A 13,836-nucleotide genomic window follows, 5' to 3' on the forward strand; every position below is an offset into this window, starting at 1 on the left:
ATGCCGCGACTCCGTATCGTTACCGGAAAATTTACCATGCTGCCGTAGCGTCCCGGACATGGACAATTTTCGCCTTCCCGCACCCCGCGGTCACAAGCGCACGCCAGTATCGATCGACGTCACCGTCAATGGCGTGCTCAACTTCCTCGACGGCCGGATCACCGACCTGTCCGAAGGCGGCGCGCGGGTCGACGGGGCGAGCATGCCGGCGCGCTCACGCTGCGAAATCCATTATGGGGGCGAAATCACCTACGCCGTCGTCATGTGGTCCGAATTCGACCGCATGGGCGTGCGCTTTCCCTATGAGCTGACGCATGGCGCGCTGTACAAGGCGCTCCAGAGCGCACGCGGCGCGGCGATGATCGAACCCGCACGGATTTTCCACCGCAACCGCCCGGCGGTATTCGGACGCCGCGGACTGAGCTGACTTCGATCCTCCCTGTGGCGAAACCATGGGGAGGATCGGGTTCGCCTTGCCGCGTTCGCCTTTTGTCCTTAGCGTGGTGCGATGGCGCCCGACCCGCTCACTCTTCCCGCGATCCACGCGAGCCACGTCGGTATCTGGATCGCCGACACGTACGGCCGCGTCCAGCGTGTCGGGCGCGGTGAGGCGATCGCCGCGGTCGCGGCGACCCCGCACCTGCTCCTCAACGCGACGCTGACCGGCGACCGGCTCGGCTATCCCGAACTCTCGGGGCTCGACCTGCTCGAGCTTTTCGCCTTTCTCTATCCCGCGCGTTTCGCCGTCCCCACGCCCGCCGGCATCGCGAGCGCGATCGAACTCGCCCCGCCAAAGGCCGAAGAGGAAATCGCCGCATTCCTCCCCCGGGCGGCCACTGCAATGCTCGCAAGCGTCGACGATGCCGACTGGCCCGAGCGCGAGGGTGCCTGGCACGGCGCCCAGGCGCTGTCGCGTCAACGCTGGCCTTGGTCACTGCTCCTCCAGCCGCGCCTGACGGTCCCCGAGGGCAACGAACGCTGGCTCTTCGCGCGGCTGCCCGAATGGGAAGAGCAGCCCCCGCGCGGCGCGCCGCGTCAGGTCACGATCGACCCCGACGATGTATCGGCACGCCTCGACCGGCTCACCGGCCACGGCGCCGAACGCCGACCGGGCCAGCAGGATTATGCTCGCGCCGCCACCGCGATCTTCGACCCGCGCGAACGCAAGGACGCGCCGCAGATGCTCGTCGCCGAAGCCGGCACCGGCATCGGCAAGACATTGGGCTATCTCGCGCCCGCAAAGCAGTGGATCGACCAGTCGGCGGGCAGCGTCTGCATCTCGACCTTCACCAAGGCGCTGCAACGCCAGCTATCGCGCGAGACCGAGCGGCTCTACCCCGACGCCGCAACCCACCGCGAAAAGGTGGTCGTGCGCAAGGGGCGCGAAAATTATCTGTGCCTGCTCAATCTGGAGGACGCACTGCAGGGCGGCTTTTCCGGGCGCGCCGCGATTCTCGCGCAGCTCGTCGCGCGCTGGGCCGCCTATACGCGCGACGGCGACATGATCGGCGGCGACCTGCCAGGCTGGCTCCCCGCGCTGTTTCGCCGCAACGGCACGACCGCGCTCACCGACCGGCGCGGCGAGTGTATCTATGCGGGCTGCCCGCATTTCCGCAAATGCTTCATCGAACATTCCGCGCGTGCCGCGACGCAGGCGGATATCGTCATCGCCAATCACGCGCTGACGATGGTGCAGGCGGCGCGCCCGCGCGATGGTGGGGCGCCCGCGACGCGGCTGATCTTCGACGAGGGCCATCATCTGTGGGACGCTGCCGACAGCATGTTCGCCGCGGCGCTCACCGGGCAGGAAGCGGTCGAAATCCGCCGCTGGGTGCTCGGTCCCGAGGGCAAGTCGCGCGGGCGCCGCCGCGGGCTCGCCGCGCGGCTCGCCGATGTCGCGAGTTATGACGAAGCGGGCGACAGAGCAATTCAGGCCGCGATCGCCGCCGCCGCCGAACTCCCCGGCGACGGCTGGCTCGGCCGTTTGTCCGAAAACGAGCCGTGGGGCGCGATCGAACGCCTGCTCGTCGCCGTCCGCGCCATGGTCTATGCGCGCGGGATCGACAGCCGCACTGCCGACACCGGCTACGGCCTCGAAACCGAACTTGCCGATCCCGACCCCGAACTGGTGACCGCCGCGGCGAGCGCGAGCGACGCGATCGAGGCGCTGCTGCGTCCACTGATGGCGCTCGGCAAAAGGCTCGAGGCGCTGGTCGAGGACCCGCCCGACTGGCTCGACGGCCAAGCGCGGGCAAGGATCGACGGCGCGCGCCACAGCCTCGGCACGCGCATCGATACGCTCGGCGGCTGGCTGTCGCTGCTCGGGCGCGTCGGCGGCCCCGCCGACCCCGATTTCGTCGATTGGCTCGCGGTCGACCGCTACGACGGGCGCGAGTTCGATTGCGGTCTCCATCGTCACTGGCTCGACCCCGCGCGCCCGGTCGCCGAGGTTGTCTACCGTCCGGCGCAGGGCGTTCTCGTCACCTCGGCGACGCTGCGCGGCGGCGGCCAGGACAGCGGCGCCAAAGGAACCGGGGGCTGGGCCGACGCCGACATCCGTACCGGCGCGCGTCACATGGACGGCGGGGTCCGCCATTTCGCTGTACCGAGCCCCTTCGATTATGCGCGCCAGTCCGAAGTGCTGATCGTCACCGACATCGCGCGCGGCGACCTTCCCGCGCTCGCCGGCGCTTACAGCCGTCTGATCGAAGCGTCGGGCGGGGGCGCGCTCGGGCTGTTCAGCGCGATCCGGCGCCTGCGCATCGTCCATTCGCGCATCGCCGACCGCCTCGCGCGCGCGGGTCTTCCACTCTATGCGCAGCATGTCGATCCGCTCGACACCGGAACGCTCGTCGATATTTTCCGCGCCGATCCACACGCCTCGCTGCTCGGCACCGATGCGCTGCGCGATGGGGTCGATGTGCCCGGGGATTCGTTGCGGCTGGTGGTGATGGAGGGCGTGCCTTGGCCGCGTCCGACCATCCTTCACGCCGCGCGGCGCGCGGCGCAGGGCGGCAGCGCCTATGACGACATGGTGATCCGCGCACGCATCGGACAGGCGTTCGGCCGTCTGATCCGCCGCGCCGACGATTTCGGACAGTTTGTGATGCTCTCACCCAGCTTCCCTTCAAGGCTGCTCAGCGCCTTTCCGGCTGGCACTCCCGTTCGCCGCTTGCTGCTCGATGAAGCGGTCCATCATGTCGCCGCTGCGAATGTCGAACAGCGAAAAAGCGCATATCCCGCCTTTTCACCGTCATAAGATTGCGGCACAGAGCGTCCGATTGAGGGGAATGAAGGCATTTCGGGGAGCGATTTTGAAAACTCTGACCATTTTGCGCCACGCCAAATCGGGTTGGGACGTACAGGTCGAACGCGATTTCGACCGGCCGATCAACAAACGCGGCGCGCGCGGCGCCGAATTGATCGGCCAATGGCTGAAACGGCAGAGGTTGCCCGTCGATCGCATCGTCGCCTCGCCCGCGGTGCGCGTCACCGAAACGCTCGATATCTTCCAGCCGGCCGCCGGCCTCGACAGCCTCGAACCGCATTGGGACCGGCGCATCTATCTCGCCTCGGCGGCGACGTTGATCGATGTAATCCGCGATACGGGCCGCGCTGCCGATCACCTGTTGATTTCGGGACATAATCCGGGGCTGGAGGATCTGATCCTGATGCTCGTGCCCGAGGCTGCGGGCGACGAATTGCGCGCAAGGGTCGAAGAAAAGCTGCCGACCTCGGCGCTGGCCCGCCTCGAACTCGACATCGCCGACTGGCACGATCTCGACACCGGCAAGGCCCGCTTCGCCGCCTTTATCCGCCCTCGCGATCTTGACCCGACGCTCGCGCCCGCGATGGATCACGACTGACAGGTCATCCTCCCTGTGGCGAAGCCATGGGGAGGTGGCAGCGCGAAGCACTGACGGAGGGGCCATAGCGCTAACGTTGCCGCCCCTCTGTGCCCCGAATGTTGACTACTGCCGGAAACAGACAGTCGGCTTTCCATCCCCAAGCAGACAGTCTCGAATTTGCTGATACGCGACGCCGGTCGCGTCAATCCAGCGCCGCGGCCAATCGCTGGCGCAGCGCGATGAGCGCCGCCACGGGGACACCATGCGCCTGCCCCATTGCGCCATTCCCGGTAGCAGGCTGAGCGCGGGCTTCAATGGCGGGTGCTTCGGCAGCCTTCGCCCGCGTCTCCGACAACGCCTTGCGCGCACCCTCGACCGTAAACCCCTGCACATGCAACAGATGGTGGATTCGCTCGGCGAGCGCGACGTCTTCGGCGCGATAATAGCGGCGGCGTCCCGATCGCTGGAGCGGCTTCAGTTGCGGAAAGCGCGTTTCCCAATAGCGCAGCACATGCGTCGGAACCCCGATGCGATCGGCGAGCTCGCCGATGGCGAGCATGGCGCCGGACGCCTTGCCGCCATCGTCGGGCATGTCAGGACCCTCCACGGGAAAAGCCCGGGCTATTTACCGGCAACGCGGCCACGCATCGTCTGGCTGGCGCGAAAGGTCATGACCCGGCGCGGCAGGATCGGCACTTCGATACCCGTCTTGGGATTGCGCCCGATCCGCTGCGCCTTGTCGCGCAGGACAAAGGTCCCGAACCCCGAGATCTTCACATTCTGCCCGGCTGCGAGCGCATCGGACATATGATCGAGTATCGATTCGACGATCGTCGCCGATTCGTTGCGTGACAGACCGATCTGCTGGTTGATCCGCGTCGCAATGTCGGCCCGGGTGAGCGTCCCTGCAGTCATGATGATCCCTTCCCCCTCGTAAAGCGCATGAGCGAACAGGTCTCCGACAGCCCCCACCGTCGCGAGTCCCGATTATCAATGTAACAAAAGCGAATTAATCCGCCAAACTGAAACGGATGGAGCGAGAAGTTCATGCGCCGGAGCGATGCTTATATCCGCAGAACCGCCGCGCCCCAGGTAAAGCCCCCGCCCATTGCCTCGAGCACGACCAGGTCGCCGCGCTTGATCCGGCCGTCACGCACCGCAAGATCGAGTGCGAGCGGCACCGACGCCGCCGACGTGTTGGCGTGCCGGTCGACGGTCAGCACGACGCGTTCGGCGGGCAGGCCCAGCTTTTTCGCGGTCGCGTCGATGATTCGCTTGTTGGCCTGGTGCGGAACGACCCAATCGATCTGATCGGCCGACAGGCCGACGTCGGCCATCACTTCGCCGAGCACCGATGCCAGGTTGGTGACCGCGTGGCGAAACACTTCGCGGCCCTGCATGCGGACATGCCCGACCGTCCCGGTTGTCGACGGCCCGCCATCGACATAGAGCATGTCGCAATACTGCCCTTCGGCGTGAAGCCGCGTCGCAAGGATGCCGCGATCGTCCTCGACATCTTCGGCCGACAGCACCACCGCGCCGGCGCCGTCACCGAACAGCACGCAGGTCGTGCGGTCTTCCCAATCCAGGATGCGGCTGAAGGTTTCCGAACCGATCACCAGCGCATGCCTGGCAGCACCGGTACGCAGCATCGCATCGGCGACCGACACCGCATAGAGAAAACCCGAGCAAACGGCGGCAACGTCGAAGGCAATGCAATCGGGCGCTCCGATCAATGCCTGCACTTTGGTAGCGCTGGCGGGAAATGTATTGTCGGGGGTGGCGGTCGCGACGATGATCAGGCCGATATCCGATGGCTGGAGCCCCGCGGCCTCCAGCGCCTTTTTCGCGGCATCGGCGCCCAGTGTCGCGGTCGTTTCATCGGGTTCGGCAATATGGCGGAACCGGATGCCGGTGCGCTCGACGATCCATTCGTCGCTGGTATCGACGCGCTTGGCGAGCTCGGCATTCGACACGCGCGTGCGCGGCAGCGCCGATCCCGTACCGGCCAGAATCGCACGGCGCGTCATGCGGCGTCGCCGCTGCGGAAATTCGCAAGATCGTCGGTCACCTGACGCGTAATATCCTTTTCGATCAGCTCGGCACACAAGTGGACGCAATTGGCGACCCCCTTCGCGTCGGCGCTGCCATGGCTTTTCAGCACCACACCGTTAAGGCCGAGGAACACCGCGCCATTGTGATTATTGGGGTCGAGATGGTGCCGCAGCAGTTCGGTCGCGGGGCGCGAGATCAGGAAGCCGATCTTCGACCGCGTCGAACTGGTGAAGGCGCGGCGAAGCAAATCGGTGACGAAACGCGCCGTGCCCTCGATCGTCTTCAATGCGATGTTGCCGGAAAAACCGTCGTGGACCACGACATCGACATTGCCGCGCGACAATTTGTCGCCCTCGATGAAACCGGTAAACTGCATCGGCAGTCCGTGCGCCTCGCGCAGCCGAGCCGCAGCGTCCCGAATCTCGCCGGTGCCCTTCATCTCCTCGGTGCCGATGTTGAGTAAGGCAACGCGCGGTTTTTCGAGCCCCATCGCGGTGCGCGCATAGGCGGCGCCCATGACGGCGAACTGGATCAGGTTGTTGGCGTCGCAATCGGTGTTTGCGCCAAGGTCGAGCATGACGACGTCATTGTCGCCGAGCGTCGGCAACAGCGCGGCGAGCGCCGGCCGGTCGATCCCCGGCATCGTGCGCAGCGCCAGCTTCGCCATCGCCATCAGCGCGCCAGTGTTGCCCGCCGACACGGCGCCGCCGGCATCGCCGCGCTTCACCGCGTCGATCGCGAGCCCCATCGAGGTGCTCTTCGCCTTGCGTATAGCCTGGCTGGGCTTGTCCTCGCCCGACACAATACCGTCGGTGTGAAGAATATCCGACGCCGCGCGCAGGTTGGGATGGTTTTCAAGCGCCGCCTTGATCCGTACCTCGTCGCCGACGAGCAGGAAGCGGAGGCCGTCGTGTTGATGGCGCGCCATTGCGGCGCCAGCGAGCATTACGCGCACGCCGACGTCACCGCCCATCGCATCGATTGCGATTCGCGGTGTCAGTGCCATCTAATGCCCTCCGGCCTGACTTTTACGCGCCGACCGACACCACTTCGCGGCCATTATAATGGCCGCAGGCGTTGCAAAGATTGTGCGGGCGCTTCAGCTCGCCGCAATTCGGGCATTCCTGGAAGGCTTCGACCTTCAGGCTGTCGTGGCTGCGACGCATGCCGCGCTTCGAGGGCGAGGTTTTTCGCTTGGGAACGGCCATGATTTTTCCTGCATTCTTAAATAGTGTGTCACGAATCGGCTGCCCGGATTTGTCAGTCCCGTCGCCGGAAATGACTGGCCCGCCCGCCAAGCCGAAGCCTGTTCCAGCCCGAATAGAGCGGGAAAATCTTCTGCCGGAAGGTGCCTCAACGCCAGATGGTGTCGGGTGCCGGATCGGGCGCGGCTATAGCGTTTTTGCCCGCAAAGGCAAGCCCATTGCGTGCGGGAACGGCGCCCGACGTCATTGCCCTCGCCATGCCGGGCCACACATGCTTGCCCTACCCGCTCCGCGCTGCCACATCTCTGGCACGGCCGGAACGCCGGCCAATAGGGGGACATGACATGATAATCCTGCCGATCAGCCTGACGATCGCCGCCGGCGCGGCGCTGCTCAACCTGTGGCTCTCGATCCGCGTCGGCCGCGTACGCACCAAAGAAAAGGTCTTCATCGGCGACGGGGGCAACGACCTTTTGACGCGCCGCATGCGCGCGCACAGCAATTTCGTCGAAAATACGGCTTTTGTCCTGATCCTGCTCGCGCTCGTCGAACTCGGCTTCGGTTCGTCGATGTGGTTGTGGGGCGTCGGCGCGCTTTATCTCGTCGGTCGAATCCTGCACGCAATGGGCATGGACGGCATGATGTGGGGCCGTATGGTCGGCACGATCATCACCATGCTCACCCAGCTCGGCCTTGCGCTCGGCGCGCTCGCTATCGTCTATACGACGCCGAACACTATCACGGCGACCGCAATCGAGACCGTGGCGGTCGCGTCGCCGCAGTAAGCCTCCTTCCCGCAAGGGGGAGCGGGACTTATGTTCCCAGCGCCATATCGCTCACGAACGGGTTGGTCCGCCGCTCGTGGGCGAAATTGCTGTGCGCGCCGTGCCCTGGCAAAAAGGTCGTGTCGCCACCCAGCGGCCACAGTTTCCGGGTGATCGAATCCAGCAATTGCTGATGATTGCCGCGCGGAAAGTCCGTGCGGCCGATCGATCCCTGGAAAATCACGTCGCCGACGATCGCGAGCTTCGACGGCGCATGATGAAAGACGACATGTCCCGGCGTGTGTCCCGGACAGTGGATGACGTCGATTTCGAGGTTGCCGACGGTCACCGTGTCGCCATCGACAAGCCAGCGGTCGGGCTCGAAGGATTCGCCGACCATGCCGAAACGCGCGCCATCCTCGGCAAAGGCTTCGATCCAGAACCGGTCGTCCTCGTGCGGGCCCTCGATCGGCACGCCCAATTCCCTCGCGAGCATTCCCGCCTGTCCGCAATGATCCATATGACCATGGGTGACGAGGATTTTTTCGACCTCGACACCGGTCTGTTCGACCGCATCCTTCAGCTTGGGCAGATCGCCGCCGGGATCGATAAAGGCCGCCTTGTTCGTGGCGGTGCACCACAGGAGCGTACAATTCTGCTGGAAGGCGGTAACCGGCACGATCGCCGCGCGCATCGGGGGGGTGGGAACGTTCATGGCCGCCGATGTGGGGAAACGCCGCAAAAATGGCAAGTCGTCAGCGGGTGCATTTGACCGGTTGCGGGCGCTGGGCATTTCATTTTTTCATTCTTTCGCATTTCCTGCCGGACTGGACGCGGCAAGCTTCGTGCCATATCGCTTCCTCGGTGGAGGGGACCATGCAGCCACATATGACCGCGGCGGAAGTCACGCAGTTCCAACTGCAATTGGCGGGACTCGGCTCGCTGCTCGAATTCGGTTGCGGTGGCAGCACCCTGGTCGCGGCGCGGCAGGTGCGGCGGATCGTCAGCGTCGACAGCGACCCCGTCTGGCTGGGCAAGGTACAGGGCGAGGTGGCGCGCGAAGTCGTCGAATTCACGCCGTTTCACGCCGATATCGGCCCGGTGGGCGATTGGGGCTATCCTGCCGACGAAGGGCGGATACGCGACTGGCCGCGTTATCACACGCAAATCTGGCGCGGCCTCAACGGCAGTCCCGACGCCGTGCTGATCGACGGGCGTTTCCGTGTTGCCTGCCTGTTGCAGTCGATTATCCACTGCAAGCCCGACTGCGTCTTCCTGTTCCACGATTTTCGCGACCGGCCGCATTATCATGTCGTGCTGAAACATGCCGATATACTTGCGCGCGTCGATACGCTGGCGGTTTTGCGCGCCAAACAGGCGGTCGACGGCAAAGCGGTGCTCCACGATCTGTTCGATCATTATCTGGTCCCCGATTGACCGGGCGCGCCGGTTTGGGCACATCCAAGCCATGCCGACCATCGCTCCCGTCATCGAAACCGACCGCCTGCGTCTCCGCCCGGGACGTTTGACCGACAAGGACACGCATATCGCGATGTGGGCCGACGCGCGCGTCACGCGGTTTATCGGCGGCGAACCCCGCGCGCCCGACGTCAGCTGGGGCAAGTTCCTGAGCTCGGCCGGGCTGTGGCCGGTAATGGGGTTTGGCTATTGGGTATTTGCCGACCGCGCGAGCGACGCGCTCATCGGCATGGGTGGCCTGTCCTATTTCGGCCGCGGCATCCCCGAACTCGAAGGCCTGCCCGAAGCGGGCTGGGCGTTCGACGCAGACCATTGGGGCGCGGGCTATGCGACCGAGGCGATGCGCGCGGCGCTGGGATGGGCCGACGCGAACCTCGACGCGGCGGAGGTGCGCTGTATCATCGACCCGGGCAATGACGCATCGGAGCGCGTGGCGGCAAAGCTGGGTTTCCATCGCATCGGCGACAGCGATGCGTTGGGGCCTGTGGTGGCCATCTATTCGCGGCCCAAGGCCAGTTAGGTTAACTCCACCACCAGCACGCCGCCATCAGCGCTGACGACGCGGACTTTCGCTCCCTCGGCGACATCGGGACCGCGCACCGGCCATTCGCCGTCGCCGACCTTGGCGCGGCCGCGGCCGTCCTCGATCGCCTTGGTCACCGTCAGCACCTCGCCGACCAGCCGCCCGCCGCGCTGGTTGAGCAGCGGATCGGTCGTTGTGATCGGGTTGTCGCTTAGATATTTGCGCCCCGCGTAGAGCGCGACGATCGACAATATAGCGAAGATCGCGAGCTGCAGCGGAATGCCGATCGGCGCGATCCACGCGACGATGCCGGTAACGATCGCGGCGGCACCGAGCCAGACGAGGAAGAAGCCGGGAGCGACGATCTCGGCCGCCGCAAGCAGCACGCCGATCGACAGCCACGCCCAATGCGGCTCCATGTTCGAAATCCAGTCGGGCATATCAGCGCCCCCCTTCGCGGCTGGCGAGCGCATCCTTGGCGAGCTCGCCGATGCCGCCGAGCGTGCCGATCAACTGCGTTGCTTCGACGGGGAACAGGATCGTCTTGGCGTTCGGGCTGGTCGCGAACTGGCTCACCGCCTCGACATATTTTTGCGCGATGAAATAGTTGATCGCCTGCGCATTGCCGCCCGCGATCGCGTCCGAGACCATCTGCGTCGCCTTGGCTTCGGCCTCGGCCTCGCGTTCGCGCGCTTCGGCGTCGCGGAAGGCGGCCTCGCGGCGCCCTTCGGCCTGCAGGATCTGGCCCTGCTTTTCACCCTCGGCACGCAGGATTTCGGACGCGCGCATGCCTTCGGCTTCCAGGATGTTGGCGCGCTTTTCGCGTTCGGCTTTCATCTGCCGCGCCATCGCGTTCGAAATGTCGGCGGGCGGGCGAATGTCCTTGATTTCGACGCGGGTGATCTTGACCCCCCACGGCGTCGTCGCCTCGTCGACGACGACCAGCAGGCGCGCGTTGATATGATCGCGCTTCGACAGGGTTTCGTCGAGGTCCATCGACCCCATCACGGTGCGCAGGTTGGTCGTCGTCAGGTTCATGATCGCGAGATACAGGTCGCTGACTTCATAGGCGGCCTTGGCCGCGTCGAGCACCTGAAAGAAGACGACGCCGTCGACCGCGACCATCGCGTTGTCCTTGGTGATGATTTCCTGACCGGGAATGTCGAGCACCTGCTCCATCATATTGACCTTGCGGCCGACGCGGTCGAAGAAGGGGGTAATGAAGTTGAGCCCCGGCTGCGCGGTGTGCGTGTACCGGCCGAAACGTTCGATCGTGTAGCTATAACCCTGCCGCACCGGCGTCATCGCCCAGATCAGGAAGAACAAGGCGAGCACCACGATCGCGATGGCAAAACCAAACCCCATGACAAATCCCCTCTGCTTGGTCGCTAACCACTGATGCTAACTTATTGCGGCATTGTCCGGCTTGCGCCACAGAAAAGCGCATGATCGACTTCGCCCCCCGCTCGCTCCTCTATGTTCCCGGCTCGAATGCCCGCGCGCTTGAAAAGGCGCAGGGTCTCGCCGCAGAGATGCTGATTATCGACCTCGAGGATGCGGTGCCCGCCGAGCGCAAGGCCGAGGCACGCGAGGCGATGCGCGCGGCGGTCACCGCGGGCTTTCCCGGCAAGCGCGTCGCGGTGCGGATCAACGGCACGGGCAGCGAGCATCAGGCGATCGACATCAACGCAGTCGCGGGGCTGCCGATCGACGCGGTCGTGCTGCCCAAGGTCGATGCCGTTGCCGACCTCGAACCCGCGCGCGGGCTGGGGCTGCCGCTATTGGCGATGATCGAGACCCCGACCGCCATCTACGCGGCGCGCGACATCGCCGGCGACGCATCGGTCGCGGGGCTGATCGCGGGACTCAACGATCTGGCGTATGCGCTGAAGCTTCCCGACGGGATGGACCGGGGCGCGATGAGTCATGCGATACAGGCAATCGTGCTCGCCGCGCGCGCGGCTGGAGCGTGGGGCTTCGATGGCGTTTACAACCGGATCGACGATGCCGCAGGCTTCGCGGCCGAGGCGGCCGAGGGGCGACGGCTGGGCTTCGACGGCAAGACGCTGATCCATCCGTCGCAAGTCGATCCGTGCAACGCCGCTTTCGCCCCCTCGCCGCACGAGATCGCCGCCGCCGAAGCGCTCGTCGCCGCGGCCACCGGCGGCGCGCAGCGGCACGCAGGGCGAATGATCGAGGACATGCACGTCGCGGCGGCGAGGGCGCTGCTCGAGCGGGCGGGCCGATGAGATAAATGCCCCTCCCCTTTCGGGGACGACGAAAGGAAGGTCGTTGGTCGTTCGACGAACTGCCTTGCCGCACCGCGGTGGAAATGTCATGCGGCGCATCCATGAGACATAGCTCCTTCCGCGCCGCGATCGCGGCTGTCGCCCTGCTTTCCTTCACGCCCGCCGTTTCGGCCGCGCCCGCCAAGGGCGACGCTCCGGTTGCCGAGGCCGATCTGGCCGCGCATATCAAGGTGCTGGCGGACGACGCGTTCGAAGGCCGTGCGCCGGGAACCGAGGGCGAAGACCGCACCATCGCCTATATCGTTGGCGAATGGGCAAAAGCCGGGCTCGAAGCCGTCCCCGGCAGCGCAACGCCATGGTTGCAGCCCGTACCGTTCGTCGAGACGCAGGCACTTGGCGGAACGGCCAAATTCACGGCGCAGGGCCGCAATCTTGCACTCACCGACGATGGCATCGTCCTGACCGGACGCGATGCGTCGGTCTCGCTGTCGGCGGTACCCGCGGTGTTCGTCGGCTACGGCCTCGATGGCGCCGGGCAGGTCAATGCCGACGTCGCGGGCAAGCTCGCGATCATGTTGTTCGACAATGCGCCCTTTGGCGACAAATTGCCGCGCTATCGCGAGCGGCGGCAGATGCTTGCCGATGCCGGCGCCTCGGCGGTTCTCGTAATTGCGACCGACGCGGTGCCATGGGCGGCGCTGCGCGAGAGCGTCGGCAGCAAGGTCATGCGACTTGCCAACGCCAAGTCGGGCGCACCAGTCAGCGGCTTCCTTTCGCCCGAAGCCGCCGATATGTTGCTCAAGGCGGCGGGACAGGACGGGGCGGCGCTGCGCGAGGCCGCCAAGTCGCCAGATTACAAGGGCGCCGCGCTGCCGGTAACGGCGGATTTCACCGTGCAAACGGCGGTACGCCCCTTCGCCAGCCACAATATCGTCGCCAAACTGCCCGGCGCGAAACCCGACGGCAAGTCGGTGCTGTTCCTCGGCCATTGGGATCATCTCGGAATCTGCGCGCCCGAAGGCGAAGCCGACCGCATCTGCAACGGCGCGGTCGACAACGCGAGCGGGATCGCGGTGCTGATCGAGGTCGCGAAGCGGCTGGGCCAGGGCGCGCGGCCCGATCGCGACATTTATTTCCTCGCGACCACGGCAGAGGAAAAGGGCTTGCTTGGCGCGCATTATTTCGCCGACCATCCAGCCGTACCGCTGTCCGACATCACCGTCGCGCTCAACGTCGATACGATCGCGATCTCGCCGCGCGGCACGCCGGTGGCGACGATCGGGCGCGGCAAGCCCGCTTATGATGCGGTGGTGCGCGAGGCGGCGACGAAGCTCGGCCGTACGCTCGACGACGATGGCGAGGCCGATGCCTTCATCCAGCGGCAGGACGGCTGGGCGCTGGGCGCCAAGGGGGTCACCTCGCTGATGGTCGGCGGCAGCTTTTCGGACATGACGCTTCTCGAAGCCTTCCTCGGCAGTGATTATCACCGGCCGGCGGACGAATTCTCCGACAAGATCCCGCTTGGCGGCGCGGCCGAGGACGCCGACCTGCATGTCGCGCTGGGCCGGGCGTTCGCGGATACGAAGCGGTGGCCGGGTCAGTAGAGGATGTCGGCTTAGGGGTGGGGAGCGGACGGTAAAATCCTCCCCGTCGCGAAGCGATGGGGAGGGGGACCGCCGCCGCAGGCGGTGGTGGAGGGGCGGCGACCTCGCG

Annotated in this window: 16 protein-coding genes; 8 read left to right on the plus strand and 8 right to left on the minus strand. The window is 65.8% G+C overall.

What is annotated here, in order from left to right; genetic code table 11:
- The first annotated feature begins 58 nt into the window (after positions 1–58).
- The 3 genes from HDC35_RS03975 (at position 59) to HDC35_RS03985 (ending at position 3,866) form a co-directional block, all read left to right on the plus strand.
- Positions 59–427, plus strand: coding sequence for a PilZ domain-containing protein (locus HDC35_RS03975; protein ID WP_184643826.1), 369 nt, complete (start codon positions 59–61; stop codon positions 425–427).
- An 81-nt stretch (positions 428–508) separates the two neighbouring features.
- The gene (locus HDC35_RS03980) at positions 509–3,259 is read left to right on the plus strand and encodes an ATP-dependent DNA helicase (RefSeq protein ID WP_184643828.1); all 2,751 of its coding nucleotides are present in this window, start codon (positions 509–511) and stop codon (positions 3,257–3,259) included.
- Positions 3,260–3,314: 55 nt separating this feature from the next.
- The gene (locus tag HDC35_RS03985) at positions 3,315–3,866 is read left to right on the plus strand and encodes a histidine phosphatase family protein (protein ID WP_184643830.1); all 552 of its coding nucleotides are present in this window, start codon (positions 3,315–3,317) and stop codon (positions 3,864–3,866) included.
- Between the two features lie 184 nt (positions 3,867–4,050).
- Here HDC35_RS03985 and HDC35_RS03990 read toward each other — a convergent pair whose 3' ends face one another.
- The 5 genes from HDC35_RS03990 to rpmF form a co-directional block, all read right to left on the minus strand.
- Positions 4,051–4,440, minus strand: coding sequence for a MerR family transcriptional regulator (locus HDC35_RS03990; protein ID WP_184643832.1), 390 nt, complete (start codon positions 4,438–4,440; stop codon positions 4,051–4,053).
- A 29-nt stretch (positions 4,441–4,469) separates the two neighbouring features.
- A complete protein-coding gene (locus HDC35_RS03995) occupies positions 4,470–4,763 on the minus strand; it encodes an integration host factor subunit alpha (protein ID WP_184643834.1) in 294 nt (97 codons plus the stop codon).
- Between the two features lie 149 nt (positions 4,764–4,912).
- On the minus strand, positions 4,913–5,878 hold the full coding sequence (locus HDC35_RS04000) for a beta-ketoacyl-ACP synthase III (protein ID WP_184643836.1): 966 nt from the start codon (positions 5,876–5,878) through the stop codon (positions 4,913–4,915).
- Positions 5,875–6,909 carry a phosphate acyltransferase PlsX gene (gene plsX, locus HDC35_RS04005; protein WP_184643837.1) on the minus strand — a complete coding sequence of 345 codons (1,035 nt, stop codon included), beginning with the start codon at positions 6,907–6,909 and terminating at the stop codon, positions 5,875–5,877. The genes HDC35_RS04000 and plsX overlap by 4 nt, the downstream gene beginning before the upstream one ends.
- 22 nt (positions 6,910–6,931) lie before the next feature.
- Entirely contained in the window at positions 6,932–7,111 is a 180-nt protein-coding gene (gene rpmF, locus HDC35_RS04010; protein ID WP_011541714.1) for a 50S ribosomal protein L32, read from the minus strand.
- Between the two features lie 341 nt (positions 7,112–7,452).
- Between rpmF and HDC35_RS04015 the strand changes: the two genes are divergently transcribed.
- On the plus strand, positions 7,453–7,893 hold the full coding sequence (locus HDC35_RS04015; RefSeq protein ID WP_184643839.1) for an MAPEG family protein: 441 nt from the start codon (positions 7,453–7,455) through the stop codon (positions 7,891–7,893).
- Positions 7,894–7,921: 28 nt separating this feature from the next.
- Here the strand turns inward: HDC35_RS04015 and HDC35_RS04020 are convergent, their stop codons facing one another.
- The gene (locus HDC35_RS04020) at positions 7,922–8,587 is read right to left on the minus strand and encodes an MBL fold metallo-hydrolase (RefSeq protein WP_311770708.1); all 666 of its coding nucleotides are present in this window, start codon (positions 8,585–8,587) and stop codon (positions 7,922–7,924) included.
- A gap of 173 nt (positions 8,588–8,760) precedes the next feature.
- Between HDC35_RS04020 and HDC35_RS04025 the strand changes: the two genes are divergently transcribed.
- Positions 8,761–9,309: a hypothetical protein gene (locus HDC35_RS04025; protein ID WP_260397488.1), complete on the plus strand. Its 549-nt coding sequence runs from the start codon at positions 8,761–8,763 to the stop codon at positions 9,307–9,309.
- Positions 9,310–9,340: 31 nt separating this feature from the next.
- A complete protein-coding gene (locus HDC35_RS04030) occupies positions 9,341–9,871 on the plus strand; it encodes a GNAT family N-acetyltransferase (protein WP_184643843.1) in 531 nt (176 codons plus the stop codon).
- Here HDC35_RS04030 and HDC35_RS04035 read toward each other — a convergent pair.
- Together HDC35_RS04035 and HDC35_RS04040 are read right to left on the minus strand one after the other, a co-directional pair.
- Positions 9,868–10,314, minus strand: a complete 447-nt coding sequence (locus HDC35_RS04035; protein WP_184643845.1) for an NfeD family protein — start codon at positions 10,312–10,314, stop codon at positions 9,868–9,870. The two genes, HDC35_RS04030 and HDC35_RS04035, sit on opposite strands and share 4 nt — an antisense overlap.
- Position 10,315: 1 nt before the next feature.
- Positions 10,316–11,239 carry an SPFH domain-containing protein gene (locus HDC35_RS04040; protein ID WP_184643847.1) on the minus strand — a complete coding sequence of 308 codons (924 nt, stop codon included), beginning with the start codon at positions 11,237–11,239 and terminating at the stop codon, positions 10,316–10,318.
- 80 nt (positions 11,240–11,319) lie between these two features.
- Here HDC35_RS04040 and HDC35_RS04045 point away from each other — a divergent pair, with 80 nt between their 5' ends.
- Both HDC35_RS04045 and HDC35_RS04050 read left to right on the plus strand, forming a co-directional pair.
- Positions 11,320–12,123, plus strand: a complete 804-nt coding sequence (locus tag HDC35_RS04045) for a CoA ester lyase (RefSeq protein ID WP_184643849.1) — start codon at positions 11,320–11,322, stop codon at positions 12,121–12,123.
- 101 nt (positions 12,124–12,224) lie between these two features.
- The gene (locus HDC35_RS04050) at positions 12,225–13,727 is read left to right on the plus strand and encodes a M28 family peptidase (RefSeq protein WP_260397489.1); all 1,503 of its coding nucleotides are present in this window, start codon (positions 12,225–12,227) and stop codon (positions 13,725–13,727) included.
- The last annotated feature ends 109 nt before the right edge of the window (positions 13,728–13,836 follow it).

This window comes from Sphingopyxis sp. JAI128, assembly GCF_014207235.1.
In the GTDB taxonomy this organism is placed as follows: Bacteria; Pseudomonadota; Alphaproteobacteria; order Sphingomonadales; family Sphingomonadaceae; genus Sphingopyxis.

Excerpts from the sequence above, each read along its gene's own strand:
- HDC35_RS04015 (WP_184643839.1), top strand. The coding sequence starts at position 7,453 with ATGATAATCCTGCCGATCAGCCTGACGATCGCCGCCGGCGCGGCGCTG.
- plsX (WP_184643837.1), bottom strand. The coding sequence starts at position 6,909 with ATGGCACTGACACCGCGAATCGCAATCGATGCGATGGGCGGTGACGTC.
- HDC35_RS04035 (WP_184643845.1), bottom strand. The coding sequence starts at position 10,314 with ATGCCCGACTGGATTTCGAACATGGAGCCGCATTGGGCGTGGCTGTCG.
- HDC35_RS03995 (WP_184643834.1), bottom strand. The coding sequence starts at position 4,763 with ATGACTGCAGGGACGCTCACCCGGGCCGACATTGCGACGCGGATCAAC.
- HDC35_RS04000 (WP_184643836.1), bottom strand. The coding sequence starts at position 5,878 with ATGACGCGCCGTGCGATTCTGGCCGGTACGGGATCGGCGCTGCCGCGC.
- HDC35_RS04045 (WP_184643849.1), top strand. The coding sequence starts at position 11,320 with ATGATCGACTTCGCCCCCCGCTCGCTCCTCTATGTTCCCGGCTCGAAT.
- HDC35_RS03990 (WP_184643832.1), bottom strand. The coding sequence starts at position 4,440 with ATGCCCGACGATGGCGGCAAGGCGTCCGGCGCCATGCTCGCCATCGGC.
- HDC35_RS04030 (WP_184643843.1), top strand. The coding sequence starts at position 9,341 with ATGCCGACCATCGCTCCCGTCATCGAAACCGACCGCCTGCGTCTCCGC.
- HDC35_RS04020 (WP_311770708.1), bottom strand. The coding sequence starts at position 8,587 with ATGAACGTTCCCACCCCCCCGATGCGCGCGGCGATCGTGCCGGTTACC.
- HDC35_RS04040 (WP_184643847.1), bottom strand. The coding sequence starts at position 11,239 with ATGGGGTTTGGTTTTGCCATCGCGATCGTGGTGCTCGCCTTGTTCTTC.
- HDC35_RS03975 (WP_184643826.1), top strand. The coding sequence starts at position 59 with ATGGACAATTTTCGCCTTCCCGCACCCCGCGGTCACAAGCGCACGCCA.
- HDC35_RS04025 (WP_260397488.1), top strand. The coding sequence starts at position 8,761 with ATGACCGCGGCGGAAGTCACGCAGTTCCAACTGCAATTGGCGGGACTC.
- HDC35_RS03980 (WP_184643828.1), top strand. The coding sequence starts at position 509 with ATGGCGCCCGACCCGCTCACTCTTCCCGCGATCCACGCGAGCCACGTC.
- rpmF (WP_011541714.1), bottom strand. The coding sequence starts at position 7,111 with ATGGCCGTTCCCAAGCGAAAAACCTCGCCCTCGAAGCGCGGCATGCGT.
- HDC35_RS04050 (WP_260397489.1), top strand. The coding sequence starts at position 12,225 with ATGAGACATAGCTCCTTCCGCGCCGCGATCGCGGCTGTCGCCCTGCTT.